This window comes from Bradyrhizobium sp. URHC0002 (assembly GCF_054059515.1).
In genome coordinates, this window is sequence record NZ_JBSSCF010000001.1 from 4502913 (window position 1) to 4526331 (window position 23419).

Annotated in this window: 21 protein-coding genes and 1 pseudogene; 15 read left to right on the forward strand and 7 right to left on the reverse strand. The window is 61.1% G+C overall.

From position 1 onward, the window contains the following. Positions 1 to 58: 58 nt before the first annotated feature. Positions 59 to 1231: an acyl-CoA dehydrogenase family protein gene (locus ACVWVY_RS21825; protein WP_456628323.1), complete on the forward strand. Its 1173-nt coding sequence runs from the start codon at positions 59 to 61 to the stop codon at positions 1229 to 1231. A 49-nt stretch (positions 1232 to 1280) separates the two neighbouring features. On the opposite strand, the pseudogene ACVWVY_RS21830 reads toward ACVWVY_RS21825, so the two are convergent. Both ACVWVY_RS21830 and ACVWVY_RS21835 read right to left on the reverse strand, forming a co-directional pair. Continuing rightward, positions 1281 to 1929 (reverse strand): annotated as a pseudogene (locus ACVWVY_RS21830) (SOS response-associated peptidase family protein). 39 nt (positions 1930 to 1968) lie between these two features. Further along, entirely contained in the window at positions 1969 to 2616 is a 648-nt protein-coding gene (locus tag ACVWVY_RS21835; RefSeq protein WP_456628324.1) for a hypothetical protein, read from the reverse strand. A gap of 9 nt (positions 2617 to 2625) precedes the next feature. Between ACVWVY_RS21835 and ACVWVY_RS21840 the strand changes: the two genes are divergently transcribed. The 5 genes from ACVWVY_RS21840 (at position 2626) to ACVWVY_RS21860 (ending at position 7754) form a co-directional block, all read left to right on the forward strand. Continuing rightward, positions 2626 to 3336, forward strand: a complete 711-nt coding sequence (locus tag ACVWVY_RS21840; RefSeq protein ID WP_456628325.1) for a TetR/AcrR family transcriptional regulator — start codon at positions 2626 to 2628, stop codon at positions 3334 to 3336. Further along, positions 3333 to 4118 carry an HlyD family secretion protein gene (locus ACVWVY_RS21845; protein WP_456628326.1) on the forward strand — a complete coding sequence of 262 codons (786 nt, stop codon included), beginning with the start codon at positions 3333 to 3335 and terminating at the stop codon, positions 4116 to 4118. The genes ACVWVY_RS21840 and ACVWVY_RS21845 overlap by 4 nt, the downstream gene beginning before the upstream one ends. Beyond that, complete coding sequence (locus tag ACVWVY_RS21850; RefSeq protein ID WP_456628327.1) at positions 4115 to 5059, forward strand: ABC transporter ATP-binding protein; 945 nt, start codon at positions 4115 to 4117, stop codon at positions 5057 to 5059. Before ACVWVY_RS21845 ends, ACVWVY_RS21850 begins: the two co-directional genes overlap by 4 nt. 5 nt (positions 5060 to 5064) lie before the next feature. Continuing rightward, positions 5065 to 6222, forward strand: a complete 1158-nt coding sequence (locus tag ACVWVY_RS21855; protein WP_456632274.1) for an ABC transporter permease — start codon at positions 5065 to 5067, stop codon at positions 6220 to 6222. Between the two features lie 221 nt (positions 6223 to 6443). Continuing rightward, entirely contained in the window at positions 6444 to 7754 is a 1311-nt protein-coding gene (locus ACVWVY_RS21860) for an adenylate/guanylate cyclase domain-containing protein (RefSeq protein WP_456632275.1), read from the forward strand. Between the two features lie 6 nt (positions 7755 to 7760). On the opposite strand, the gene ACVWVY_RS21865 is transcribed toward ACVWVY_RS21860, so the two are convergent. Both ACVWVY_RS21865 and ACVWVY_RS21870 read right to left on the reverse strand, forming a co-directional pair. Next, a complete protein-coding gene (locus tag ACVWVY_RS21865; protein ID WP_456628328.1) occupies positions 7761 to 9071 on the reverse strand; it encodes a caspase family protein in 1311 nt (436 codons plus the stop codon). A gap of 56 nt (positions 9072 to 9127) precedes the next feature. Continuing rightward, entirely contained in the window at positions 9128 to 10276 is a 1149-nt protein-coding gene (locus ACVWVY_RS21870) for a glycoside hydrolase family 3 N-terminal domain-containing protein (protein WP_456628329.1), read from the reverse strand. A gap of 110 nt (positions 10277 to 10386) precedes the next feature. On the opposite strand from ACVWVY_RS21870, the gene ACVWVY_RS21875 reads away from it, so the two are divergent. Then, on the forward strand, positions 10387 to 11301 hold the full coding sequence (locus ACVWVY_RS21875) for a PhzF family phenazine biosynthesis protein (RefSeq protein ID WP_456628330.1): 915 nt from the start codon (positions 10387 to 10389) through the stop codon (positions 11299 to 11301). 70 nt (positions 11302 to 11371) lie between these two features. Here the strand turns inward: ACVWVY_RS21875 and ACVWVY_RS21880 are convergent, their stop codons facing one another. After that, complete coding sequence (locus ACVWVY_RS21880; RefSeq protein ID WP_456628331.1) at positions 11372 to 11836, reverse strand: DUF488 domain-containing protein; 465 nt, start codon at positions 11834 to 11836, stop codon at positions 11372 to 11374. Between the two features lie 138 nt (positions 11837 to 11974). On the opposite strand from ACVWVY_RS21880, the gene ACVWVY_RS21885 reads away from it, so the two are divergent. After that, entirely contained in the window at positions 11975 to 12946 is a 972-nt protein-coding gene (locus ACVWVY_RS21885; RefSeq protein WP_456628332.1) for a Bug family tripartite tricarboxylate transporter substrate binding protein, read from the forward strand. 7 nt (positions 12947 to 12953) lie between these two features. On the opposite strand, the gene ACVWVY_RS21890 is transcribed toward ACVWVY_RS21885, so the two are convergent. Beyond that, a complete protein-coding gene (locus ACVWVY_RS21890) occupies positions 12954 to 13778 on the reverse strand; it encodes a DUF72 domain-containing protein (protein ID WP_456628333.1) in 825 nt (274 codons plus the stop codon). A gap of 302 nt (positions 13779 to 14080) precedes the next feature. Between ACVWVY_RS21890 and ACVWVY_RS21895 the strand changes: the two genes are divergently transcribed. The 7 genes from ACVWVY_RS21895 to ACVWVY_RS21925 all read left to right on the forward strand — a co-directional run bounded on the left by ACVWVY_RS21895 (position 14081) and on the right by ACVWVY_RS21925 (position 22822). Next, entirely contained in the window at positions 14081 to 14884 is an 804-nt protein-coding gene (locus ACVWVY_RS21895; protein WP_456632276.1) for a Crp/Fnr family transcriptional regulator, read from the forward strand. A 574-nt stretch (positions 14885 to 15458) separates the two neighbouring features. After that, entirely contained in the window at positions 15459 to 16853 is a 1395-nt protein-coding gene (locus ACVWVY_RS21900) for an ABC transporter substrate-binding protein (RefSeq protein ID WP_456632277.1), read from the forward strand. Positions 16854 to 16870: 17 nt separating this feature from the next. Continuing rightward, positions 16871 to 17878 (forward strand): ABC transporter permease, encoded by a 1008-nt coding sequence (locus ACVWVY_RS21905; protein WP_456628334.1) that lies wholly within the window; start codon positions 16871 to 16873, stop codon positions 17876 to 17878. After that, entirely contained in the window at positions 17875 to 18753 is an 879-nt protein-coding gene (locus ACVWVY_RS21910) for an ABC transporter ATP-binding protein (RefSeq protein WP_456628335.1), read from the forward strand. Before ACVWVY_RS21905 ends, ACVWVY_RS21910 begins: the two co-directional genes overlap by 4 nt. 125 nt (positions 18754 to 18878) lie before the next feature. Continuing rightward, a complete protein-coding gene (locus ACVWVY_RS21915) occupies positions 18879 to 20246 on the forward strand; it encodes an arylsulfatase (RefSeq protein ID WP_456628336.1) in 1368 nt (455 codons plus the stop codon). Positions 20247 to 20380: 134 nt separating this feature from the next. Continuing rightward, positions 20381 to 21259 carry a formylglycine-generating enzyme family protein gene (locus ACVWVY_RS21920; RefSeq protein ID WP_456632278.1) on the forward strand — a complete coding sequence of 293 codons (879 nt, stop codon included), beginning with the start codon at positions 20381 to 20383 and terminating at the stop codon, positions 21257 to 21259. Positions 21260 to 21313: 54 nt separating this feature from the next. Then, the gene (locus ACVWVY_RS21925) at positions 21314 to 22822 is read left to right on the forward strand and encodes a SulP family inorganic anion transporter (protein WP_456628337.1); all 1509 of its coding nucleotides are present in this window, start codon (positions 21314 to 21316) and stop codon (positions 22820 to 22822) included. 250 nt (positions 22823 to 23072) lie between these two features. Here ACVWVY_RS21925 and ACVWVY_RS21930 read toward each other — a convergent pair whose 3' ends face one another. Continuing rightward, positions 23073 to 23405, reverse strand: coding sequence for a phasin family protein (locus tag ACVWVY_RS21930; protein WP_456632279.1), 333 nt, complete (start codon positions 23403 to 23405; stop codon positions 23073 to 23075). Positions 23406 to 23419: the final 14 nt, after the last annotated feature.

The following is a 23419-nucleotide window of genomic DNA, read 5'->3' on the forward strand; positions in this document are numbered from 1 at the left end:
ACGGCCGTTCCGGCAAGTTGGCCGCGCGCCGTGATCGCCCAACGACGGGGAGACTGAAATGCAGCTCACTCACGAGCACGAGGAATTGCGAAAGACCTATCGACGGCTTATCGACGAAGAAATCAACCCGCACGTCAATGAGTGGGAGGAAGCTCAAACCTTCCCGGCACATGAGGTGTTCAAGAAGCTCGGCACCCTCGGGCTGCTGGGTGTCACCAAGCCGGTCGAATATGGCGGCCTGGGCCTCGACTATTCGTATGGCGCCATCATCGACGAGACATCGCAGTATATCAACTGCGGCGGAATTCCGATGGCGATCGGCGTCCAGACCGACATGGCAACGCCGGCGCTCGCACGCTTCGGTTCGCCTGAGCTCTGCAGAGAGTTCTTGGCGCCTGCTATCGCGGGTGACATGGTGTGTTGCATCGGCGTCACCGAGCCTTCGGCCGGTTCCGATGTCGCCTCGATCAAGACCCGGGCTGTGCAAGACGGCGACGACTACGTCATCAACGGTTCGAAGACTTTTATCACCAGCGGAACCCAGGCCGACTGGATGTGCATGCTCGCCAATACAGGCGAAGGGCCGGTCCACCGCAACAAGTCCTTGATCATCGTGCCGCTCAAGGAAGGCGGGAAACGAGCTAAGGGCGTAACGGTGGCAAAGAAGCTGAAGAAGCTTGGCATGCACGCCTCTGACACGGCCGAACTCTACTTCGAGGATGTTCGCGTTCCGCTGCGAAACCGGATCGGCGACGAAGGCAAGGGATTCGTGTATCAGATGAAGCAGTTTCAGGAGGAGCGCATGTACGCGGCGCTCGGCTGCATCACCAGTTGCACGCGCTCGATCGAAGAGACGATCGAATACACACGCAACCGAAAGGATTTTGGTCGCCCGATCATCGAAAACCAGGTCGTTCACTATCGCTTGTGCGAGCTGTTGACCGAAGTCGAAGCGCTGCGCGCGCTAACCTGGAAGGCCGTGGAGATTCACGTGTCCGGCGGCGATTGCACTCGGTTCGCGTCGATGGCGAAACTCAAGGGAACGCGGCTGGGCCGCGAAGTCCATGACGCGTGCCTGCAATTCTGGGGCGGCATGGGGTACATGAATGAGACACTGGTGTCGCGCCGGTACCGCGACGGCCGCCTCGGATCGATCGGTGGCGGTGCTGACGAGGTGATGCTCGGCATCATTGCCAAGCAGTGCGGTCTGTTGCCGGGCGGGTCTCGATGACAGCGATTGGGCGCAGGGCGGACTCAGCCCACCATAAACCGCCCGCTCGCTAAGGAATTTGGGCCCGCGCGTCGCGTGCCGCTGGCGCGCCAGGCGATCGTGATCCTGTGGGCGAGCTGCCGGGATCCACCTCGAACAGGTGCTGTGGCGCGCGCATCCAAACATCGCGCTCCTCATCGGTCATCAGGATGACAGGCATTGCCTTGGGGTGGATCGGCTCGACCACCGCGTTCGGCGATGTCGTGAGAAAACCATAAACCTGATGCGGCCCGGGGATCGGTTTGGACTTGGTACCGCGATCACCGTTGAAGGTTGTCCAGAGGCCACCGACGGTCGTCACTGAGCGCGAACCATACCACGTCCTTTTTCTTGGTCTCCGGGTTCGGCTCCGGCGCGTACTCGGCGAAGCTGTTGGCCGGGACCAGGCATCGATTCTCCGGCTTCAACCAGCCGCGCCAGTGCGGTGATGACGTGTTGCGGATGTTGGTGACCGGTGGTCCGCCTGTGCGCGGCGGCGGCGGCATGCCCCAGCGCATCATCGCAATCTCCGTCCCGCTGTCAGAGTTGCGGATTACCGGCGCGGGGTAGTCCGGGAAGACTCCCGGCATCGGCGCAAGGTTGCCGACATCGCGATTGACGACGCGGAACAGTGCGGCAATGGCGGCCTGGTTGGTGGTGATCGAGTAAAGGTTGCACATATGCAAATGCGGGAGTTCGCTCTTTGGCGTGGCTCTTTCTTAAACCTTGGTCAGTACAATTGCGTGCTGAAACGGGAGATTGGAAAGATCAATGATCAACCCGTCCGTGCAATCGACAGCCTCCTTCCCATTCCAGGCCACCGTGTGGAAGCTCGCGTCAGCGTCGTGATAGCCGATGATTGCGGGATGGCCCTTGACCAGTTCCCGTATATCGTCGCGACTTAGCTGCTTCGCCGATGTTCCATCCACTTGGTCGTCCAATTCCGCAGGGATCAGCGGGCAGCTTGACCAGCCAATCTTAAACAAGGGGCCCAACACGCTGAAATCGTTTATGCCCCCGGTGAAATCTGGAATGCCGTTCTTAAGTTCGATCCCGAGCGCGTCCGCTACCTGTTCGTATCCGATCCCTGTAGCAGTGGCTAAAGATGCTATGACGCAGTCGGGCTTTCCGCCGCGTTGAGGCACGAACTCGGAATGGTCTGCTACACGATTGCTTCGCTTCGCTCGCAATGACGTGGAGAGGCCGAAGTGTACCGGACGCCCCACATACGCGGGATATGACGATCCCCAGGGGAAGCGCAAAATCCTCAAGGCCGGCTGCGCGATCGAAAGTTCACCGACGCCAGTCACGCCCATGTGAAAGGTCGTTTTCGGCTTCAAATTGACAATGACTGACTGGTCAGTCATATTGCGGGCATGACAAATGAAGCCGCCAGGAAAACCCGGAAATCCGCCCCGAAACCCGCCAATCGGCGGGCAGGAGAGAGGGCATCGGCCGCTCCGGCGGCGCCCAAGCCCGCCTCCAACCGCGCCGAACGCGCGGCCGAGCGGCGCGGGGCCATCATCGAGGCCGCGATGGACGAGTTCATTGCACGCGGATTTGCGGCGACGCGGCTTGATGACGTCGCCAGGCGCGCCGGCGTCGCCAAGGGCACGATCTATCTGCACTTCAAGGACAAGGAATCGATGTTCGAGGAACTGATCCGCACCGCCATCGTGCCGATGATCACCCGTCTCTGGGGCACGCCGCCGCAGCCCGGGGCGTCGGTACGCGACATGGTGGAGGGGTTTGCGAAAACTTTCATCGAGGAGGTGGCGACCACGCGGCGCGGCGACCTGGTGCGCCTGATCGTCGCCGAGGGACCGCGATTTCCAGCCGTCGCCGACTTCTATTACCGCGAAGTGGTGTCGCGAGGCCTCGCCGGCATGCGCGCGCTGATCGAACTCGGGATCGCGCGCGGCGAGATCAAACAGAAAAACCTGGCGCGGTTTCCGCAAATCATGGTGGCGCCCGCGCTGATCGCCGTGATCTGGCAGAGCCTTTTCAGCAGACATGCGCCACTGGACGCCCTCGAAATGTTTCGGGTGCATCTCGATCTGATTTTTGGCGAACGGAGGACGACATGACCTCGTCGCGAATGACGACAATTCTGGCTGCGCTGGCGCTCGCCGCCGTGCTCACCGGCTGCAAGGAGCGCAAGGACCCGGGCTTCCAGGGCTGGATCGAGGCCGACATGATCTTCGTGAGCCCGGACGAAAGCGGCCGCGTCACAAAACTCAACGTGCGCGAAGGCGACGAGGTGAAGCCCGGCGTGCAGCTCTATTCGGTCGACGACGATCTGCAGCAGGCAGACCTCAATCAGAACAAGGCGACGCTCGCCAACGCGCAGCAGACTTTTGATCGCGCGGCGTCGCTGAGCAAGACCGGTTCCGGCACGCAGGCCAACCTGGATTCAGCGACCTCGGCGTTGCGCGTGGCGGAAGCCCGCGTCAACACCTCGCAGACAAGGCTGGCGCGGCGCAGCGGCTTTGCGCCGGTCGACGGCACCATCCAGCAGATCTATTTCCGCGAAGGCGAGATGGTGCCGGCGCAGCGTCCGGTATTGTCGATCATGCCGCCCGGCAACATGAAGCTGCGTTTCTTCGTGCCGGAGACGGAGCTGCCGAAGCTTGCGGTCGGTGACGAGGTGAGGGTGACCTGCGACAATTGCGCGGCCGATCTCACCGCAAAGATCTATTTCATCGCGACCACGGCGGAATACACCCCGCCGGTGATCTACAGCCTCGATGAGCGCAACAAGCTGGTCTATTTGATCCAGGCGCGGCCGAGCCGACCCGATGTTTTGCGCGTCGGCCAGCCGATCAGCGTGTTTCTCCACCCTCGAACGCCGATGGCGGACAAGCGATGAGTTCGGTTCCCGCATCGGGCCCCGACATCGCCATCAACGTCGAGGGCCTGTCAAAATCGTTCGGCGGCCGCGAGGTCGTGCATGACCTGTCGATGCAGGTGAAGCGCGGCTCGATCTACGGCTTCCTTGGGCCCAACGGCTCCGGCAAGACCACCACCATCCGCATGCTGTGCGGACTGCTGACGCCCGATGCCGGCGAGGGCACCTGCCTCGGCTACGACATCCGCCGCGACGCCGACAAGATCAAGCGTCAGGTCGGCTACATGACGCAGCGCTTCAGCCTGTACCAGGACCTCTCGGTGCGCGAGAACCTCGAATTCGTCGCGCGGCTTTACGGCCTGCATGACGCACGCGGTGCCGCGCGCGAAATGATCCAGCGCATTGGCTTGAACGGCCGCGAGGAGCAACTCGCCGGCGAGCTTTCGGGCGGCTGGAAGCAGCGGCTGGCGCTCGGCGCCTGCACGCTACCCAATCCGCAATTGCTTCTGCTCGACGAGCCGACCGCCGGCGTCGATCCCAAGGCGCGTCGCGATTTCTGGAACGAGATCCACGCGCTCGCCGCCGAGGGGCTGACGGTGCTGGTCTCGACCCACTACATGGACGAGGCCGAGCGCTGTCACGAGATCGCCTATATCGCCTATGGCCATCTGCTGGCGCACGGCACCGTAGACGAGGTGATCGCGAAATCGGCGTTGTCGACCTGGACGGTCTCGGGCGACGACCTCAACGGCCTTGCAACTGAACTCGCAGGCAAGCCCGGCGTCGACATGGTGGCGCCGTTCGGCACCAGCCTGCATGTCTCGGGGCGCGACAAGTCCGCGCTTGAAGCAACCATCGCGCCTTACCGGGATCACCGGGGATGGCGCTGGCAGGATAGCGAGCCGTCGCTGGAAGACGTGTTCATCGATCTCATGACCCGCTCAAAGGACAATTTCCAGTGAGTGCAATCGAGACGACCAACCAAGATCGCGACGTCCGCGAGCCGGCCTTTGGCTTCTGGCGCCGCAGCTATGCGATGCTGGTCAAGGAATTCATCCAGCTCCGCCGCGACCGCGTCTCGTTCGCGATGATCGTGATGATCCCGGTGATGCAGTTGCTGCTGTTCGGCTACGCCATCAACACCACGCCGCGCCATCTGCCGACGGCGGTATTGATCCAGGAGGACAGCGATCTGGCGCGCTCGGTGCTGAAGGCGCTGGAGAATACCAGCTACTTCAGCTTCACCCGCGAGGTGCACAGCGTCGCCGAATTCGACGATCTCCTGCAGTCCGGAAAGGTGCTGTTCGGGGTGGAGATACCGCGCGGCTTCGAACGCGCGGTGCGGCGCGGCGACAAGCCGGCGCTGCTTGTCGCGGCTGACGCCACCGATCCGGTCGCAGCCGGCGCGGCGCTCGGATCGCTCGGCGTTGTCGTGCAGACCGCGCTCGCCCACGACCTCCACATCGGCGATCCGCCGGCGATGCCGTTCGAAATCAGGGCGCATGCCCGCTATAACCCGGCGGCCGAGTCGCGGCTCAACATCGTGCCGGGCCTCGTCGGCACCATCCTGACCATGACCATGCTGATCTTCACCGCGCTGTCGGTGACGCGCGAAATCGAGCGCGGCACCATGGAAAGCCTGCTGTCGATGCCGATCAGGCCGGTCGAGGTGATGTTCGGCAAGATCATTCCCTACGTGATCGTAGGCTTCATCCAGGCCACGCTGATCGTCAGCATCGGGGTTTTGTTGTTCGGTGTGCCGATCCTCGGCAGCGTGGCGCTGCTGGCGCTTCTGACGACGCTGTTCATCACCACCAATTTGTCGATCGGCTACACCTTTTCCACCATCGTGCAGAACCAGCTGCAGGCGATGCAGATGTCGATGATGTTCTTCCTGCCCAGCATTCTGTTGTCCGGATTCATGTTTCCGTTCGCGGGCATGCCGGTCTGGGCGCAGTATCTCGGCGAGGTGCTGCCGCTGACCCATTACATCCGCATCGTCCGCGCCATCATGCTGAAGGGTGCGGCGCCTTCCAACCTGCAATACGACACGATTGCACTCATTGCACTGATGCTAATCGCGATGACGATCGCCGTGACCCGCTTCCGCCGGACGCTGGATTGAGGGTATAAATGCGCGCAGCATTCTGGAAGCAAGGCGGTGCGGCCCGCATGGACGCCGTCATTGCCTGCGGCAAACGCGAAGCGTTTGCGCAAGGGAGCGAAGCGACGAAGCAATCCACGCTTCCTCAACGGGACGATGGATTGCTTCGCTTCGCTCGCAATGACGGGTGAAGCAGACGCGCCTTGCGCGCGACAGACGGGATGCCGGTGACAGGTGAGGCGATGGTTGGGTTCTGGGACAGGAGGAAAAAAGACCAAGACACGGGAGTGTCGGCTGACTTCCAGCGCGCGCTGATGCAGGAAGTGATGACGACCGAACTCCTGCGCATCAAGGCGCTGATCGCAACCACCGCGCTGCTCGCGATCATCCTGTGTACCGTCTACTTCTTCGCTTCCGAAGCGGTGAGCCGCGTCTGGCACGGCAACCTGAAGCCGGAATATATCTATTCGATCATCGTGCCGTTCATCCTGTTCGAATTGTGGGTGCATGGCCAGATCACCCGCCACATGCGGGAGGGGCGCGACCTGCCGGTGGTCCGGCGCTATATAGGCGCGCTGATCGAGACCTCGATGCCGACGATCGCGCTGGCGCTGCACATCAACAGCATGGGGTCGGTGGCCGCGCTCGGCTTCGTCGGGCCGATGACTTATTTCATCTTCATCATCCTCTCGACCCTGCGGCTGGATTTCTGGCTCTCAACCTTCACCGGCGCAGTCGCTGCCGTTCAATTGTTCTGCATGGCGATGTTCTATCATCCGGCGGTCGAAGCCCAGGCCGAACCCATCTACTATCATGCGGCGCGCAGCCTGATCCTGTTGATCGGCGGTGTGCTGGCAGGCTCGGTCGGAATGCAGTTGCGGCGGCAGTTCGAGGCCAGCATCAAGGCGGCGACCGCGCGCGACCGCATCACCAATTTGTTCGGCCAGCACGTCTCGCCGCAGGTGGTGGAGCGCCTGATGGCCGAGGGCACGAAAACCGACAGCGACATCCGCCGCGTCGCCGTCATGTTCGTCGATTTCCGCAGCTTCACGGCCGGCGCGCGCACCCGCACGCCGCAGGAAGTCGTGGACCGGCTCGACGGCGCCTTTGCCATCCTGGTCGAGATTCTCGATCGCCACGGCGGCATTGTGAACAAGTTTCTCGGCGACGGATTTTTGGCGCTGTTCGGCGCGCCGCTGGAAGCGCCGGACCCGGCGCACCGGGCGGTCGCCGCGGCGCGCGAGATGCTGGAAGCCAATGCGCGGGTCAACGAAGCGACGAGTTGGCCGCTGCGCATCGGCATCGGCATTCACATCGGCGAGGTGGTCGCCGGCAGTATCGGCTCGCCCCGGCGCAAGGAATACACCGTGATCGGCGACACCGTGAACTTCGCTTCGCGGTTAGAGGCGCTCAACAAGGACTTCAATTCGCAGTTCCTGATCTCGGAAGCGGTTCGCGATGCGCTCGGCGAATCCTGCGGCGATGCCATCTCGCTCGGCGAGGTCGAGGTCAGGGGCTATGAGCGGCCGATGGCCGTGTGGCAGTTGGGATAACGGAGTTCACTTCACCACAAAATAGAAATCCTCGCTTCCTGACAATGATCCGTAGGAAAAGGGCTGCTGACGGCGATTTGTGCTCGCCAGTACATCGTCGCGCACGAGATCGAACAATCGCCTCACCTCAATTCCGGGAGTTGAGATGCGCTTGGCCAAGGCTGCCGCAAATGGGCTGTTAAGATCGTCTCCGTCCGCAGCTGTCTCGCCATGTTTGGCAGCATAGACCACCAAGGAGCCAGCCTCAGGTTCAATGAGAGCCAAGCCCCTACCGATAGACCGCGCAACGCCGGTTCGCCGCATCTGGCCTAGAAATGGGTTGTTTCGACAAGCATCGAGGACAATCAGGCGTAGCCGTTTTGCTCCTTCTACCGAAGCCATTGCCCGACCCATTGAGACTGTTTCGAATTCGACGTCTCGGTCACTCTCGATCTTGGCATCGACAGGAATCAAATAGTTGATCCCTGACATTTCTAGGCCGTGCCCCGCATAATAAATAACTGCCCAGTCAGCGCCTTCCGTTTCCCGCGAAAATTGCCTCAATACGCCATCCAGTTCGCTGCGGGTAAGATCGTTCTTCAGCAGGACTTGCTGAAATCCGACGCGCCGTAATTCGTTTGCGATTGAAGCGGCGTCCCGAGCGGGATTGCGGAGACGGCCTACCCATTGATAGTTGGAGTTACCGATAACAAGTGCAACCCTGCGACCTAATGGGCTGATCATTGCGAGATGGGGTGTCTGACCCTCGGACGTAGCTACATTAGCGCTTGGCCGCGTCTCAGCTGTGAAGTCGGTCTTGAGCGCGTCGCGCGCCTCACCGTTGGTCGGTTCGATTGTCAAGACATTTTGGTACTCTTGCTTAGAGTCGCCATCTCTTCCGAGGGCAGCAAACGTCCTCGCTCGATTGAGCCGTGAGTACACGAAGGTTGGCTTTAGCTCGATTGCTCGGTTGAAGGCAGCAAGAGCATTCGCGTAATCCTTCATACCTAAGTAAGCGGTACCAAGATTATTGTACGCGTACGAGTAGGTTGGTCTTATCGCCAAACTAGCTTTGCAGTCGGCAATTGCCAGATCGTATTGCGATTTTACGTGATGTGCCCAACATCGTCCATCCAACGCGTCGGAAAGTCTGGAAGTGGAACCAAAGCCCTTGCCGTCTATAATCTTCGTACAGCCTATCAGTCGCTTTTCAGCGTCGTTTGATTGGCAATTCTTCCATGCGTCAGAAGTAGAATTTTGAGACGACGCAGAGTGCGAGACGCCATGCGTCGCTGTGATAATAGATCCAATCAAAACGATTTTTGCGATGCGTTTCAATTCATTCTCCCAACGAATTAATGGTAGTTACTCTGCTCTGCGTAAAACAGACGTCTTCACTTACGCTTCAGTTTCGCGGCTGTACCCTTGAGTCGCTCCTTCAAAGATCGAACTCGGCTAGAGGACAAAGCGATTGAGGAGCGTTCAAGCTTACCAGATTTAACTGCATTAAAGATCGCCGAATTCACGTAAGCTCCGGTGTCAATGCTTTCGTCGCGAGAATCAATGCGGCTCACAATGACCATATCAATTCCTGCTTGGACGGCCGAGATTACGACTCCCGACAGAGGAGTGTTTGACGAGTTTACGGCGTCCATTGCTAAGTCATCCGATAGAACGACCCCATCGAACTTCAACTGCTGTCTCAACATTCTATTGATGGCATGTGCCCCTGCTTGTGTGGCGACACCACCCCACTTCGTTTCATTTGCAAGATGTCCCACCAAAATTGAATCAACCATCCCCTTCTTGATTAGCGATCGGTAGGGATACAACTCTTCGGTCGACCATGAGGTCTGTACATTGGCGACGGATCGATGACTGTCTTGGGCCGAAGAGCCGTGTCCGGGGAAATGTTTGAGGGCGGTCAGAATGCCTCGCTTATGGTGTTCTTCAATAAAAATGGAGGCGTAGCGGCTGACGACTTTCGGATCGTCTGAAAAACTTCTATCCAGCATTCCGATGACCGGGTTCGACCGATTCTTGTTCACATCCACAACTGGCGCGAGGTTTAGGTTGAAGCCAGCTTCGGATACCTTTCGCGAGAGTAGACCGTATTCAGTTCTGGCTTGTGTTTCGTTGGAAGTTCCCAGCGCTGCTGCTGACGGTGTGTGTCTATATCCGGCATGTACGCCAAGGCGCTCGACAACTCCGCCTTCTTCATCGATGGCTATCAGGGGAATGGTCTTGCATTTGCAGGTCCTTATTGATCGGACCATTGCTTCGAGGTCAGCCCGAGATGAAATGTTGCGTCCCAGGAACAGGACGCCTCCTATAGTCCCGCGTTTCAAGTTTTGGGTGATTTGAAGGAAGCCGGGATCTGTATTCTTGGTCCCGAAAAAACCGACAATAATAGTGTCGCCGATGTTTCGACGGAGTTGTTGGTCAGCGACTTCGGTTGAAGAGCAGGCGGGGGCGGGGCCCATCATCGCAATGCAGCAAGCCGTAGCAGCACACGCGATGTGTCGTGTCGGAAGTTTTTTCATTTTGTTGTTGGTCGCCTAAACCGTCGTTTGCTCAGAGCAATCGGCGCAATCTTAGCATTGACGGATCGATCTGCGGCATGTTTTTCCAGTGCAGAACTGGAGGTATCGAAATGCAGCGGCGTTATATCACCGTGGACGTGTTCACCGACCGCGCCTTCGGCGGCAATCCGCTCGGCGTGGTGCTCGACGCCGGTGGGCTGTCGACCGAACAGATGCAGGCGGTCGCCACCGAGTTCAATTACTCGGAGACGACCTTTGTGTTGCCGCCGGCCGACAGCGCGAACGACGCGCAGGTGCGCATCTTCACGGTGAACCGGGAGCTTCCGTTCGCAGGCCACCCGAATGTGGGCACCGCCTTCGTGCTGGCGACGCTGGCGGCAAAGCCACCGGCGCAGCTGCTGTTCGAGGAGGGCGCCGGCCTCGTGCCGGTCGAGATCGTGACCGAGCAGGGCAGGGTCGTCAGCACCGAATTCACGGCGCCGCAGCCGCTGAAACGGATGTCGCATCTTGGTGTCGAACAGGCGGCGGCTTGCCTCTCGCTGTCAGCTGGCGACGTCAAGACCGACCGGCATGCACCGCAGATCATCTCGGTCGGGCTGTCGTTCCTGGCCGTCGAAGTCGCCACCCGCGAGGCGCTGCGGCGGGCCAGGCCCGACGCTGCGGCGTTCGCAAAAACCTTCCCGTGTGATGGCAGCGACGCCGTCTACTTCTATACGCGCGACGTGCCGGCCGGCGAAAAGCCGTGCGAACTGCAGGCGCGGATGTTTCACCCCGGCGCCAGCGGACTTTCCGAAGACCCCGCGACCGGCAGCGCGACGGCGGCCTGCGCGGCGCTGCTGGCCGATCTCGACGATATCAAGGATGGCGAATTGAGATTGAAGATCGGGCAGGGCGTCGACATGGGCCGGCCGAGCCTGTTGCTGACGCGCGTGCGCAAGCAGAATGGCGCGGTCGCTTCCATCCATGTCGGTGGCAGTAGCGTGCAGATGATGGAGGGAACGTTCCGGCTTGATGGCAAGGGGTGATTGTCGCGTAGCGCGGATGAGCGCAGCGGAATCCGGGGCCGGTGTTCGAGTTGACCCGGATGTCGCCGCGCTAAACCTGTGGCGCGACCAGATTCTCCACCTTCACGCCGTCGCGCTGTTCGATGATCTCCGCGATCCATTGCCGGTGGCAGTGAGCATGGTCGCGCTCATAACAGAGAATGCATACTGGACCCGACTTGTTCACCAGCGCCGACAGTTCGTCGAGCTCCTCCTTGGCCTGCGCCGTCTTCAGATGCGCCGAATAGATCTTGTGCAGCAGGCCGAATTGGCCGCTGCGCGCCGCCTCGCGGCCGCTCTTCGGCGTTCCGAGGCCCTTCAGATGCAGATAGGAAATGCCGCGTTCATCAAGGCCGGCCGCAAGCTGATTTTTGGAAAAGCCTGGCCGCCGCGAGGATGCGACCGCGCGTACGTCTACGAGCAGCTTGACGCCGGCGGCTTCCAATTCGTCGAGCACGGACTTCGATGGCGTCTGCTCATAGCCGATGGTGAAGAGACGCTTTGTCCTGTGGGCCATATCGATCCAGACATTATGTCGCTGGCGCAAGGCTACGGTAATGGCCGATCGATTGCCACATCCGCGTTGCGGCCGGAAGTGGCGTATCGCATAGTTCCGCGAAAGAGCCTGTCGATGGCCATTCTACGGGGGAACAAGATGAACCGAATTCGCCACTCACTCGCATGGCTGCTCGCGCTTCTCGCTTGCGGCGTTGCGGCAGCGCACGCTCAGACCGGCTATCCCGACCGTCCCGTGAAAATCATTGTCCCGATCGGCCCCGGCGGCAGCTACGATCTGGTCGGGCGGCAGCTTGCGGACGCGCTGTCGAAGCGGATGGGGCAGGCCTTCGTGGTCGAGAACAAGCCGGGCGCCGGCACCGTGGTCGGCACGCAGGCTGCCAGCCAGAGCGAGCCGGATGGCTACACGCTTGTTGTCGGCGGGCTCTCCAACATGGCGTTCAATTCGGCGCTGTATTCGAAACTCGGTTACGATCCGCGCAAGGATTTCGTCCCGGTCGCGCTGATCTACAAGTTCGGATACGTGATGGTCGGCCGCAAGGACTTGCCGCAGGACAAGCTCGCGGACATCGTTGCGGCCGCAAAGACCAACCCGGGATCGATTTCGGTGGCGACCGCCGGCGTCGGCACCGGCCAGCATCTGGTGGCGGCTGCGTTCATGAAGGCGGCTGGCGTAAAATTTCAAGAAATACCCTACAAGGGCTCGCCACCGGCCTTTACCGACCTGCTCGCCGGCCGCATCGACCTGTTTTTCGATTCGATTGCCGCGGGGCTGCCTTACGTGCAGTCGGGCCAGGCGAAAGGCATTGCGGTGCTGTCATCGAAGCGCAGTCCGCTGGCGCCTGACGTGCCGACGATGTCGGAAGCCGGCGTATCCGGCCTCGATGTCGATTCCTGGCTCGGGATATTCGCGCCGGCAAAAACCCCGCCGGAGGTCATCGCAAAACTGCGCCGCGATATCCGCGCCTCGCTGCCCGAACTCAAGGAGCGCTTTGAGAAGAGCGGTGGAGAGGTGTGGGATCTGCCGGACGACAGGCTCGACGCCTTCGTCGCCTCGGAATACGAAAGCTGGACCAAGCTGATCCGCGAGACCGGCATCAAGCTCGACTGAAGCCCGATTACTTCACACGTTCGATCAGCTCCATCGCACCCGCCGGCGCGCGCACCTTGCCCTCGTGGATGACGTAGGCGAACACGTCGCGCGGCGTCTTCGCGGGCTTGGCCTTGTCGACGCGCGGCAGATCGTCGGGCTCGCCGCCACCGGCCCAGGCCTGGAAGCGCTTGGCCCAGGCGTCGAGCTGCTTCGGCGGATAGCAGGTCTTGAGCTCGTCATTGCCCTTTTGCAGCCGCGCATAGACGAAGTCGCTGACGACATCGGCGATCGCGGGATATTTGCCGTGTTCGGCGAACACGACCGGCGTTTCGAACTTGCGCAGCAAGGCGATGAAGTCAGGTACGCAGAAACTGTCATGCCGCACCTCGACCACGTGGCGGAGCGCGCGCCCGTCGAGTTTGCGCGGCAGCAGTTCGAGGAACTTGCCGAAATCGGCCTCGTCGAATTTTTTGGTCGGCGCGAACTGCCACAGCACCGGGCCGAGCCGGTCGCCGAGCTCCAGCACGCCGGAATCGTAGAAGCGTTTGACGGAATCACCGGCTTCCGCCAGCACACGACGATTGGTCGCGAAGCGCGGTCCCTTCAACGAGAACACGAATCCGTCCGGCACTTCGCGTGCCCATTTGCGAAAGCTCTCCGGCTTCTGCGAGCCGTAATAGGTGCCGTTGATTTCGATCGAGGTCAGTTTCGACGCGGCGTAGGACAGCTCCTTCGCCTGTGTGAGCTTTTCGGGATAAAATACCCCGCGCCACGGCTCGAAGGTCCAGCCGCCGATGCCGATATAGATGTTGCCGCTGTTTTTTGCGGTCGATTTCGAAGGCTTGCTCACGGGAGGGCTCGTCGGAAAATGAGGGGAGGGCTCCGAGCGATGTTAACCAAACCGGGCCTGATTGGCCAGATTGTCGCAGTGGGCGACAAGCTCTCGGAAACGCGGGATAGCGGCGAAGTGCGGCAGGCCGAGATATGGACACGGAAGTTCCTTCGACGGACAATGAACATGGCACTTGGCGCGCCAATTGCAAAGTATGCAGCATCGCAGGCCGGTGCCGGCTGGGGATCTGGCAATCGAGCCTGATGCTCTCCGTCTGTATCGACGCAGGTTAGGATTTCGGTTTGGCTTCCAGCGGACCCATGATCGGCAAGCATCCCCCACCGCAACCGGCGTCGGCTCCGGGCAAGGCCGGCGCGCCGGCGCAGTTCGGTGCGCTGCTGATGACCGACGGCGGGGCACAGCGCAGCGGGCCGCCGTACTTGTTCAGCGGACTGACGGAAACCGAAATCGCGCATGTGCTGGGCTCGGGCAAGCGCAGGGTGCTCTACCGCGGCGCGCAGCTCTTCAGCCAGGGCAGTCCGCAAGACGGCATCTTCCTGATCGAGAGCGGGCGCATCAAGGTATTCTACACCGCGCCGTCGGGTCGCGAGATCACGCTGGCTTACTGGCACTCCGGCAATTTCGTCGGCGGCCCGGAAGTCTTCAAGCAAGGCCTGCACGTCTGGTCGGGCGTTGCAGCCGTCAACAGCGCGGTGCTGCATTTGCCGGGCGACGTGCTGCGCCGGATGGTGCTGACGATTCCGGCGCTTGCCATTGGCATCATCGAAGGCCTCGCCTTCAAGGGCCAATGCTATTCCGCGCTGGCGCAAATGCTCGGGACACGCTCGCCCACCGAGCGGCTTGCGCAACTCCTGCTGCATCTGATGAATTTGTACGGCGTCGACGAGCATCATGGCACTTTGATCGCCGCGTCGTTCACGCACGCCGATCTCGCGCATATGACGGGCGTAACGCGTCAGTCCGTTACCGTCAGCCTCAAGCGGTTCACCGAGCTTGGAATCCTGAGTGCACACGGCTCCAATCTCGTCATCAAGAACGCCGACATGCTGAGCGAAATCCGCGATGGAAAGCTCGCCAAGGCCGCGGCCTCAGACGAAACCTGATGAGTGGCGGCAGCCGACAAGACCGCATTGCACAAGCGCCGTAACCGCCCGATCTTCGGCCGATTCCATGCCGTGGCACGGCTCTTCGGCTGAGATTGGATGACTAATTTGTAGCCACGGCGCTCATCCGATAGCCAAATCGGACAACATTTCTGTCCATTAATTGAGCATCCGGATATTTCTTCGCAATAGGTTGCTGGCTCGACGCGTTCGTCGTTCCGGATTCAAAGGGTGCCGTTCAGAGTTCGCTTACGGACGTCTCAAGCGTCCGCGATGGTAGCGAGCGAGTTCACGGCAAATGACGTCAACTTCCTTCTTTAACCACGCCGTTTGCGGTCCGGGCCACCGCGAACCGAACCCGCTGCAGGTCGTCAGCACGGGTCCCGTGGCATATCGCTTGCACCAATTTCCCCGTCAAGCCAGTCAGCCTGCTCACCGCCGAGCAACCCCTTCACAGTCCGTTGTAGCCGGGGCGCTTCGCGTGGGCATTGCACAAAATCCCGCACAGTTCAGTTCGAAAAGGATTTGTCTAATGAGCGTCGGCCCTGCGTCCAAACTCTCTGGCTTCCTTCCCATGCTCGTCGCCGCGGCCATCGGGTTTGCGCCTGTGACCGCAAGCGCAGAGACCCTCGAAATCGGCATCGGCACGCAGAATACCACCACCAACACGGTGACCGGCGGTGTCGTTCTGAAGGAGCTCGGCCTTCTCGAGAAGCATTTGCCGAAGACCGGCAAGTACAAGGACATTCAATACAAGCTGAGCTGGCAAAACGCTACGTCAGGCCCGCCGATCACCAACGGCATGATGGCCAACAACATCCAGATCGGCATGATGGGCGACTATCCGCTGATGGTGAACGGCGCCACGGGGCAGGCCACCAAGAACGAAACCCAGCTCGTCGCCATCATCGCCTACAACGCGGTCGGCGGCGGCAACGGCATCGTCGTTCACAAGGACACGCCGTTCTACGAACTCGCCGACCTTAAGGGCAAGAACGTGTCGGTGCCGTTCGGTTCGGCCGCGCACGGCATGATGCTGACCTCGCTGCAGAAGCGTGGATTGCCGCCCGATTTCTGGAATCTGGTGTCGCAATCGCCGGAAGTAGGCAGCACCAATTTGCAGGAAAAGCGCATCGACGCGCATGGCGACTTCGTACCGTTCGCCGAACTGCTGCCGTTCAAGGGATTTGCCCGCAAGATTTATGACGGCGCCGAGACCAAGACTCCGACATTCCATGGCGTCGTCGTGCGCAAGGATTTCGGCGAGAAGTATCCGGAGATCGTGGTTGCCTACATCACCGCGTTGATGGAGGCGAATAACTGGATGCGCAAGAATCCCAAGCTCGCCGCCGAGAAGATCGAGGAATGGACCAAGATCAACAAGGAAGTGATCTACATCTTCCTCGGTCCCGGTGGCGTGCACACGCTCGATGCTACCATCAAGCCGCAATGGGTCGAATCTGTCGGGAACAATTACGCCATCCTGCAGAAGCTGAACATGATCAAGGAGCTCAATATCGGCGCCTGGGTCAACGACAAGTACGTTCGGCAGGCCTTCAAGGAGCAGGGGCTCGACTACGACAAGCAGCTCGCCTCGTTCGACACCTATAACGTGACCGGCACCGATCCGATCTGCAACGCACCGGTCGCCGATCCGAAGACAACCGGAGAGATCTGGATCCAGGGCGGCGACATTGTGCCGTTCAGCTCACCGGTCTGCACGATGCTGGGTGTCAAGAAATACGGCGCCGAAGGCAAAAAGTTCAACGCGGTCTACCTGGTCGATCACCAGCTCGGAATCAAGGTGTTCGCCGACGCCGCATTCTATTCGGTCGGCGGCAACGACCCGAAGAAGCCGGACGTGGTGCCGTTCCTGCTCAAGAAGGATGCTGAAGAGTACGCGGCCAAGCATGGCGCCAAGCTGGCGACCTACGCCGAAGTGCTCACCGCGATCAATATCGGACAATAGGTGGACTGATGGGCAGCATGGCAAGCGCGAAGATCGTAGCGTTACCGATGGTCGAGAAGCATTCCGAACCTCAGCCGGCGATATCAGCCGTGAAGTCTGTCGCAGCCGAAGTGTCCGCTGCGGAAACAGCGGCCGGCGCGCCCGCGCCGGTTGCTGCCGCGGAAATTCCCGCGCCCGCGCCCGAGCCCATTCCGACGGTTTCGCTGACCGAGGTGTTGCGGGGTCTGCTCGCCAGGATCACCCGTGAACGCATCATCACCGCCGCACTTGCCTGCATCTCGATCGGGGCCCTGTTCCTGTTCTGGTATGTCGGAACCAAGTACCGGCTCGAGTTCTACATTCGCTTCAAGAACGTGCCGACGCCCTATGAAGTGTATCAGCAGCTGACGCAGGTCGGGCTGTCCAACAAGTATCTCGTCAATATCGCCATCAGCGTCCGGCGCATCCTGCTCGGCTTCTTCATCGCCATGGCGATCGGCGTGCCGCTGGGGCTGGCGATCGGAAAATATCAGCGCGTCCGCGATCTGTTCATGCCCGTTGTCGAAATCATGCGGCCGATCCCGGCGATCGCCTGGGTACCGATGTCGATCATGCTGTGGCCCAACAACGAGGCCAGCATCGTCTTCATCACCTTCATCGGCGCCTTCTTTCCGATCCTGCTCAACACCATCCACGGCGTGCATTCGCTCGACGGCGTATTGGTACGGGCGGCGCGCTGCCTGGGTGCGAGCGAGTTCCGGCTGCTCCTGAACGTGATCCTGCCGGGCTCGCTGCCGCACATCTTCACCGGCCTCGCCGTCGGCATGGGCGTGGCGTGGGTATCGCTGATCGCCGCCGAGATGATCTCCGGTCAGTTCGGCGTCGGCTACTTCACCTGGGAAGCCTATTCGCTGGTGGACTATCCCGCGATCGTGCTCGGCATGATCACCATCGGTTTCCTTGGACTGGCCTGCAGCGGCATTATCCGGATGGTTGGCAGCCTCCTGATGCCGTGGCTGGCATTCGCACCGGGAGGCAAGCGATGACGACAGCAATGGCTGAAGCCGAAACCCAGAAGGGCTTCATCGACGTTCGCAACATGGGGGTGACGTTCGGCGCCAACGACAACAAGGTCGTCGCCGTCGAGAACGTGTCGCTCAACGTGCAGCCCGGCGAGTTCGTCTCGCTGATCGGTCCCTCCGGCTGCGGCAAGTCGACCTTGCTCAGCATCGTCGCCGGCTTCGTCAAGCCGACACTTGGCGAGGCGAAGCTCGACGGCAAGGCGATCACCAGGCCCGGTTCGGACCGTGGCGTCGTGTTCCAGCAATATTCGCTGTTTCCCTGGCTGTCGGTTCGCAAGAACGTCGAGTTCGGCCTCAAGATGGCGGGTGTCGAGCAAAGCAAGCGCAACACCACGGCGCGCTCACTGCTCGATCTTGCCGGGCTGCTCTCGTTCGAGAACCATTATCCCGATCAGCTCTCCGGCGGCATGAAGCAGCGCATCGGCATCGTCCGGGCGCTGGCGACGAGTCCTCAGGTGCTGCTGATGGACGAGCCGTTCGGTGCGCTCGACACCCAGACCCGCGTCGTGATGCAGGAAATCCTGACCAACATCTGGCAGCAGTTCAAGATCTCGGTGCTGTTCATCACGCACGATATCGAGGAGTCGATTTTCCTCTCCGACCGCATCTACGTCATGACCGCGCGGCCGGGCCGCATCAAGGCGGAGATCAAGGTGCCGCTGCCGCGTCCACGCCGGGCCGAGATGACCGACACGCCGGAATTCATGAACCTGGTGCAGGAGCTCAAGGGGCTGATCCGCGAAGAGTCGCTGGCGGCCATGGCTCCCGAGATCAAGGATCGAGGCCTTTCAGGCTTCGGAATGAAAGTGGGACCGAAAGGAGTAGGCGAAATCTTCTGAGACAATACTGAACGTCGCGGCCGTACAGGCGCGAAACAGCAATCAACGACATCAACCAAGGAGAGACGCACGGAAACGCGCGCGTCAACGACGACCTGCGCCTGCGTCACAGATCGGAGAATTCAATGTCAACGAAACCAAACATACTGTTTTTCCACGTCGACAACCTCGGCATGGGCGAACTCGGCTGCTACGGCGGCGGCATTCTGCGTGGCGCCGATACCAAGCGCATGGATGCTTTCTCCAAGCAAGGCGTCAAGCTGACGCATTATGTCGTCGAGCCGCAGTGCACGCCGACCCGGTCGGCGCTGATGACCGGACGTTTCCCGATCCGCTCGGGCAACCACACCATCGCGCTCGGCGGCAATGGCGGCGGCATCGTCAAGTGGGAGCGCACCATCGGCTCGATCCTGTCGGAAGCCGGTTACGCGACCTCGATCTACGGCAAGTGGCATATCGGCGCCGAAGACGGCCGCTTCCCGACCGATCATGGTTTTGACGAATGGTATGGCCCCTTGCGCACCTACGACGAATGCATGTGGCTGACCGACCCGCATTACGTGCCGGAGCGCGACGGTTTCTCGCACATGCATGAGGGCGTCAAGGGCAAGGGTGCATGGCCGCTCAAGGACGAGCAGCTCACCATGGAGACCAAGAAGACCTGCGACCTCGAGTACCAGAAGCGCGCCATCAAGTTCATGGAAAAGTCCGTCAAGGCGGACAAGCCGTTCTACTGCTACTTCAACCACTCGCTGATGCACTTCCCGATGAGCCCGCGCGACGAATTCGTCGGCAAGAGCACCAATGGCGATTGGGGCGACTGCCTTTTGATGCTCGACCACGACTTCGGCGTGCTGCTCGACAAGCTGGATGAACTCGGCGTTGCCGACAACACCATCGTCGTGATGTGCGGCGACAACGGCGCCGAGGATCATCTCGCCGGCCGTGGCACCGGCGGTTTCTTCGACGGTTCCTACTTCAGCTCGGCGGAAGGCGGCATCCGCACCCCGCTTCTGATCCGCTGGCCGAACCGCATTCCGGCAGGCATCGAAAGCAACGAGATGGTTCATGTCACCGACATGTTCACCACGCTGCTGTCGATGACCGGCTGCAAGGCGCCCGCCGACCGGCTGATCGACGGTGTCGACCAGAGCCCGTTCTTCCTCGGCAAGCAGGAAACCTCCAACCGCGAGTCCTGCATCGTCTGGCTCAAGGACGAACTGCATGCCGTGAAGTGGAAGGACTTCAAGATCAACTTCAAGCGGCAGCAGCATTTCCACGATCCGGAACTGGCGCTGGGATTTGCCCGCATCACGCATCTGAAGGAAGACCCGAAGGAGCGGGATGCCGTCAACCAGCGTTACGTGCGCTGGTGGGTGATGCAGCACGCCCAACGCATCATCAGGGATTTTGAGGAGAGTGCCAAGAAGGAGGAGCTGATTCCGCCCGGCGCCGCGCTCGATTTCGTGCCCAAGCAACACGCCAAGGCCTGAATGCGATGACTGCACCGACGAGAGCGGAAACGATCGCGCGTGGTGCAGCTGGCCATCGCCGGGGGGAGGGCTGCTGCTCTCTCCCCGGCAAGGCCAAATCGGGTCTGGTGCCCGATGCGGTCAACCCCGAATCCATGAACTGGATCCCGGGCGGCAACTTCCTGATGGGCTCCAACAGCTTCTATCGGGAGGAACGCCCGGTCCGTCCGGTCTTCGTCGAGGGTTTCTGGATCGACATCTATCCCGTCACCAATGCGGAGTTTCGCAAGTTCGTCGACGCGACGGGATACGTTACCTATTCCGAGCGTCCGCCGAATCCGGCGATGTATCCCGATGCCGATCCGGCGTTGCTGGTGCCGGGTTCGCTGGTGTTCGTGAAACCGGATCGCCCGGTCAGCTTGCGCAACAATCTCGCCTGGTGGGAATATCGCCCCGGCGCGGACTGGCGGCATCCGGAGGGGCCGGGAAGTTCCATCGCCGGCCGTGACGATCATCCCGTCGTGCACGTCGCCTATGAAGACGCGCGCGCCTATGCGGCGTGGTGCGGCAAGGAGTTGCCGACCGAAGCGGAGTGGGAGTTTGCCGCGCGCGGTGGGCTGGAAGGCAAGGCCTATCCATGGGGCGATGCCGCCAATCCCGAAGGACGTTTCCTGGCCAACACCTGGCAGGGCCACTTTCCCCACGAAAATCTGAACGAAGACGGATACGAGGGCACCTCGCCGGTCGACGCGTTTCCGGCCAACGGCTACGGCCTGTTCGACATGGTCGGCAACGTCTGGGAATGGACGTCGAGCCCGTATGACGCGGCGCCGGATCAGCCCGCGCAATCCTGTTGCCATCCGAACGCCGGCGATGACCGATCGACGCGCCGCGTGGTGAAGGGTGGCTCGCACCTCTGCGCGCCCAATTACTGCCTGCGCTACCGGCCGTCGGCCCGTCAGGGCGAAACGGTCGATTCCTCCACCTGTCACATCGGCTTCCGCTGCATCGTGCGTAAACCGCCGGGCAGCTGACGAGGGTCAGCCGCCAGACCAGACCAAGCCGTCAACATCTTCCGGATAGATCCCATGCAAGTCGCGAACCCCGCCGCCACCCAATCAGAATTCGAAGACGCGCCGTCGATATCAGCGGTGCTTCGTGCCCCGAACCTTTTCGTTCGTGAATCGCTGGCCGGTGTCATCACGGCGCTTGCGCTGATCCCCGAGGTGATCTCGTTCTCGTTCGTCTCGGGCGTCGATCCCAAGGTGGCGCTGGTCGCCTCGATCGTGCTGTGCTTGGTGATGTCCGTCCTCGGTGGCAGGCCTGCCATGGTCACCGCGGCGGCCGGTTCGATTGCACTGGTAATCGGTCCGATGGTGAAGGTGCATGGGGTTGGCTATATCCTGCCAACCATCATCCTCGCCGGCATTATCCAGATCGCGTTCGGCCTTGCCGGCCTGGCGCGGCTGACGCGCTTCATTCCGCGTTCGGTGATGATCGGCTTCGTCAACGCGCTCGGCATTCTCATCTTCGCCGCGCAGGTTCCCCACATCTTCAACGTTCCATGGCTCGTCTATCCCCTGTTCGCGCTGACGATTGCGATCGTCCTTGTCATGCCGCGCATCACGACATCAGTGCCGGCGCCGCTCGTCGCCATCATCGTGGTGACGTCGATCGTGATCCTGGGGCATCTGACGGTTCCCAATGTCGGCGGCGAGGGCACGATGGCACCGGGGCTGCCCGGCATCACTGCGTTCGCGGTCCCGCTCGACCTCAACACGCTGCGCATCATCTGGCCGACCGCGATCAGCGTCGCCTTTGTCGGCCTGCTCGAGACCTTGCTGACGGCCAAGTTGGTCGACGACCTGACTGACACGCGGTCGCACAAGGGCAAGGAATCCTGGGCGCTCGGGGTGGCCAACATCGCCGCCGGCTTTTATGGCGGCATCGGCGGTTGCGCGATGATTGCCCAGACCGTCGTCAACGTGAAGATCGGGCAGGGCCGCACGCGCATTTCGACGGCGGTGGCTGCCGTCGTGCTGCTGGTGCTGGTGACCGGCCTTAGCGAGCTCATGGCGCAGATACCGATGGTGGCGCTGGCGGCCGTCATGATGATCGCCGCACTCAAGACAATCGATTGGCACAGCGTCAGGCTGACGACGTTCAAGCGGATGCCGATCCCCGAAACCCTGGTCATGGTAACGACCGTTGCGGTGACCGTCGTCACCGGCAATCTCGCAATCGGTATCGCCGTCGGCGTGGTGCTCGCGATGATCCTGTTTGCCCGGCGGGTTGCGCATGTCATTCGCGCCGAACGCACCGTGAGCCAGGACGGCCAGTCGGTCCGCTACAGCGTCCATGGGCCGCTGTTCTTCGGCTCCAGCAACGATCTTGTCGAGCGCTTCTCCTACGGCGCCGACCCCAAGCGCGTCCTGATCGATCTCACCCATTCCCAGATCTGGGATGCGTCGAGCGTCGCGGCGCTGGATTCGATCGAAACCAAATACCGTGAACATGGCGCCACCGTCAGCTTCACCGGGCTCGACCAGCGCAGCTCCTCGTTCCACGAGCGGCTGACCGGCCAGCTTGGCGCGTGAATTGCAGGATTGCAGGACGAAAGGACCGATCGATGGCGATCTTTCATTGGATATCGACCTTGACCGGCAAGATCATGCGGGCCTGGGCCAGCCGCTACCGGCCTGAGCGGCATTATATGCGCGGAGCTGGGCCGGCGTCGAAACGCAGCCAGAGGGTAGGCTCATAGGCGTGATCGCTCGGAAAAAAAGGCTCCGGAAAACCGGAGCCTCTTAATTCCACCAATTGCACCACATCAGTTTCGCGTGAACCTCAGGGCTTGCCGTGCGTCGTGGACGCCTTGCCCGTCAACCCCTTGAACGGGTCGAGGGTCTGCTTGGCAAGCCGGCTGTGGAGTTCGCAGATCTTCTGCGACTCGGCGACCGAAGTTTCATAGGCCCGCTTCACGAATTCGCTCTGAACCGTCATCGCCTTGTCGAGCGAGCGAACGCCGCTAAGCTGTTCGACAAACGATCCGAACTCCTCGATCGATTTCCTTGTGTAGTCGCGATAGGCATTCGCGATGGTCTGCAGGCTCACCGGTGCGGGCTCGGCTGATGCCGGCGCGGCTGACACGGACTCGACTGAGACGGGCTCGACTGAGATGGGCTCGGCGGGCT

Coding starts and splice junctions, on each gene's coding strand:
- ACVWVY_RS21825 (WP_456628323.1), top strand. CDS start 59: ATGCAGCTCACTCACGAGCACGAGGAATTGCGAAAGACCTATCGACGG.
- ACVWVY_RS21835 (WP_456628324.1), bottom strand. CDS start 2,616: ATGACTGACCAGTCAGTCATTGTCAATTTGAAGCCGAAAACGACCTTT.
- ACVWVY_RS21840 (WP_456628325.1), top strand. CDS start 2,626: ATGACAAATGAAGCCGCCAGGAAAACCCGGAAATCCGCCCCGAAACCC.
- ACVWVY_RS21845 (WP_456628326.1), top strand. CDS start 3,333: ATGACCTCGTCGCGAATGACGACAATTCTGGCTGCGCTGGCGCTCGCC.
- ACVWVY_RS21850 (WP_456628327.1), top strand. CDS start 4,115: ATGAGTTCGGTTCCCGCATCGGGCCCCGACATCGCCATCAACGTCGAG.
- ACVWVY_RS21860 (WP_456632275.1), top strand. CDS start 6,444: ATGGTTGGGTTCTGGGACAGGAGGAAAAAAGACCAAGACACGGGAGTG.
- ACVWVY_RS21870 (WP_456628329.1), bottom strand. CDS start 10,276: ATGAAAAAACTTCCGACACGACACATCGCGTGTGCTGCTACGGCTTGC.
- ACVWVY_RS21875 (WP_456628330.1), top strand. CDS start 10,387: ATGCAGCGGCGTTATATCACCGTGGACGTGTTCACCGACCGCGCCTTC.
- ACVWVY_RS21880 (WP_456628331.1), bottom strand. CDS start 11,836: ATGGCCCACAGGACAAAGCGTCTCTTCACCATCGGCTATGAGCAGACG.
- ACVWVY_RS21885 (WP_456628332.1), top strand. CDS start 11,975: ATGAACCGAATTCGCCACTCACTCGCATGGCTGCTCGCGCTTCTCGCT.
- ACVWVY_RS21895 (WP_456632276.1), top strand. CDS start 14,081: ATGATCGGCAAGCATCCCCCACCGCAACCGGCGTCGGCTCCGGGCAAG.
- ACVWVY_RS21900 (WP_456632277.1), top strand. CDS start 15,459: ATGCTCGTCGCCGCGGCCATCGGGTTTGCGCCTGTGACCGCAAGCGCA.
- ACVWVY_RS21905 (WP_456628334.1), top strand. CDS start 16,871: ATGGCAAGCGCGAAGATCGTAGCGTTACCGATGGTCGAGAAGCATTCC.
- ACVWVY_RS21910 (WP_456628335.1), top strand. CDS start 17,875: ATGACGACAGCAATGGCTGAAGCCGAAACCCAGAAGGGCTTCATCGAC.
- ACVWVY_RS21915 (WP_456628336.1), top strand. CDS start 18,879: ATGTCAACGAAACCAAACATACTGTTTTTCCACGTCGACAACCTCGGC.
- ACVWVY_RS21920 (WP_456632278.1), top strand. CDS start 20,381: ATGAACTGGATCCCGGGCGGCAACTTCCTGATGGGCTCCAACAGCTTC.
- ACVWVY_RS21925 (WP_456628337.1), top strand. CDS start 21,314: ATGCAAGTCGCGAACCCCGCCGCCACCCAATCAGAATTCGAAGACGCG.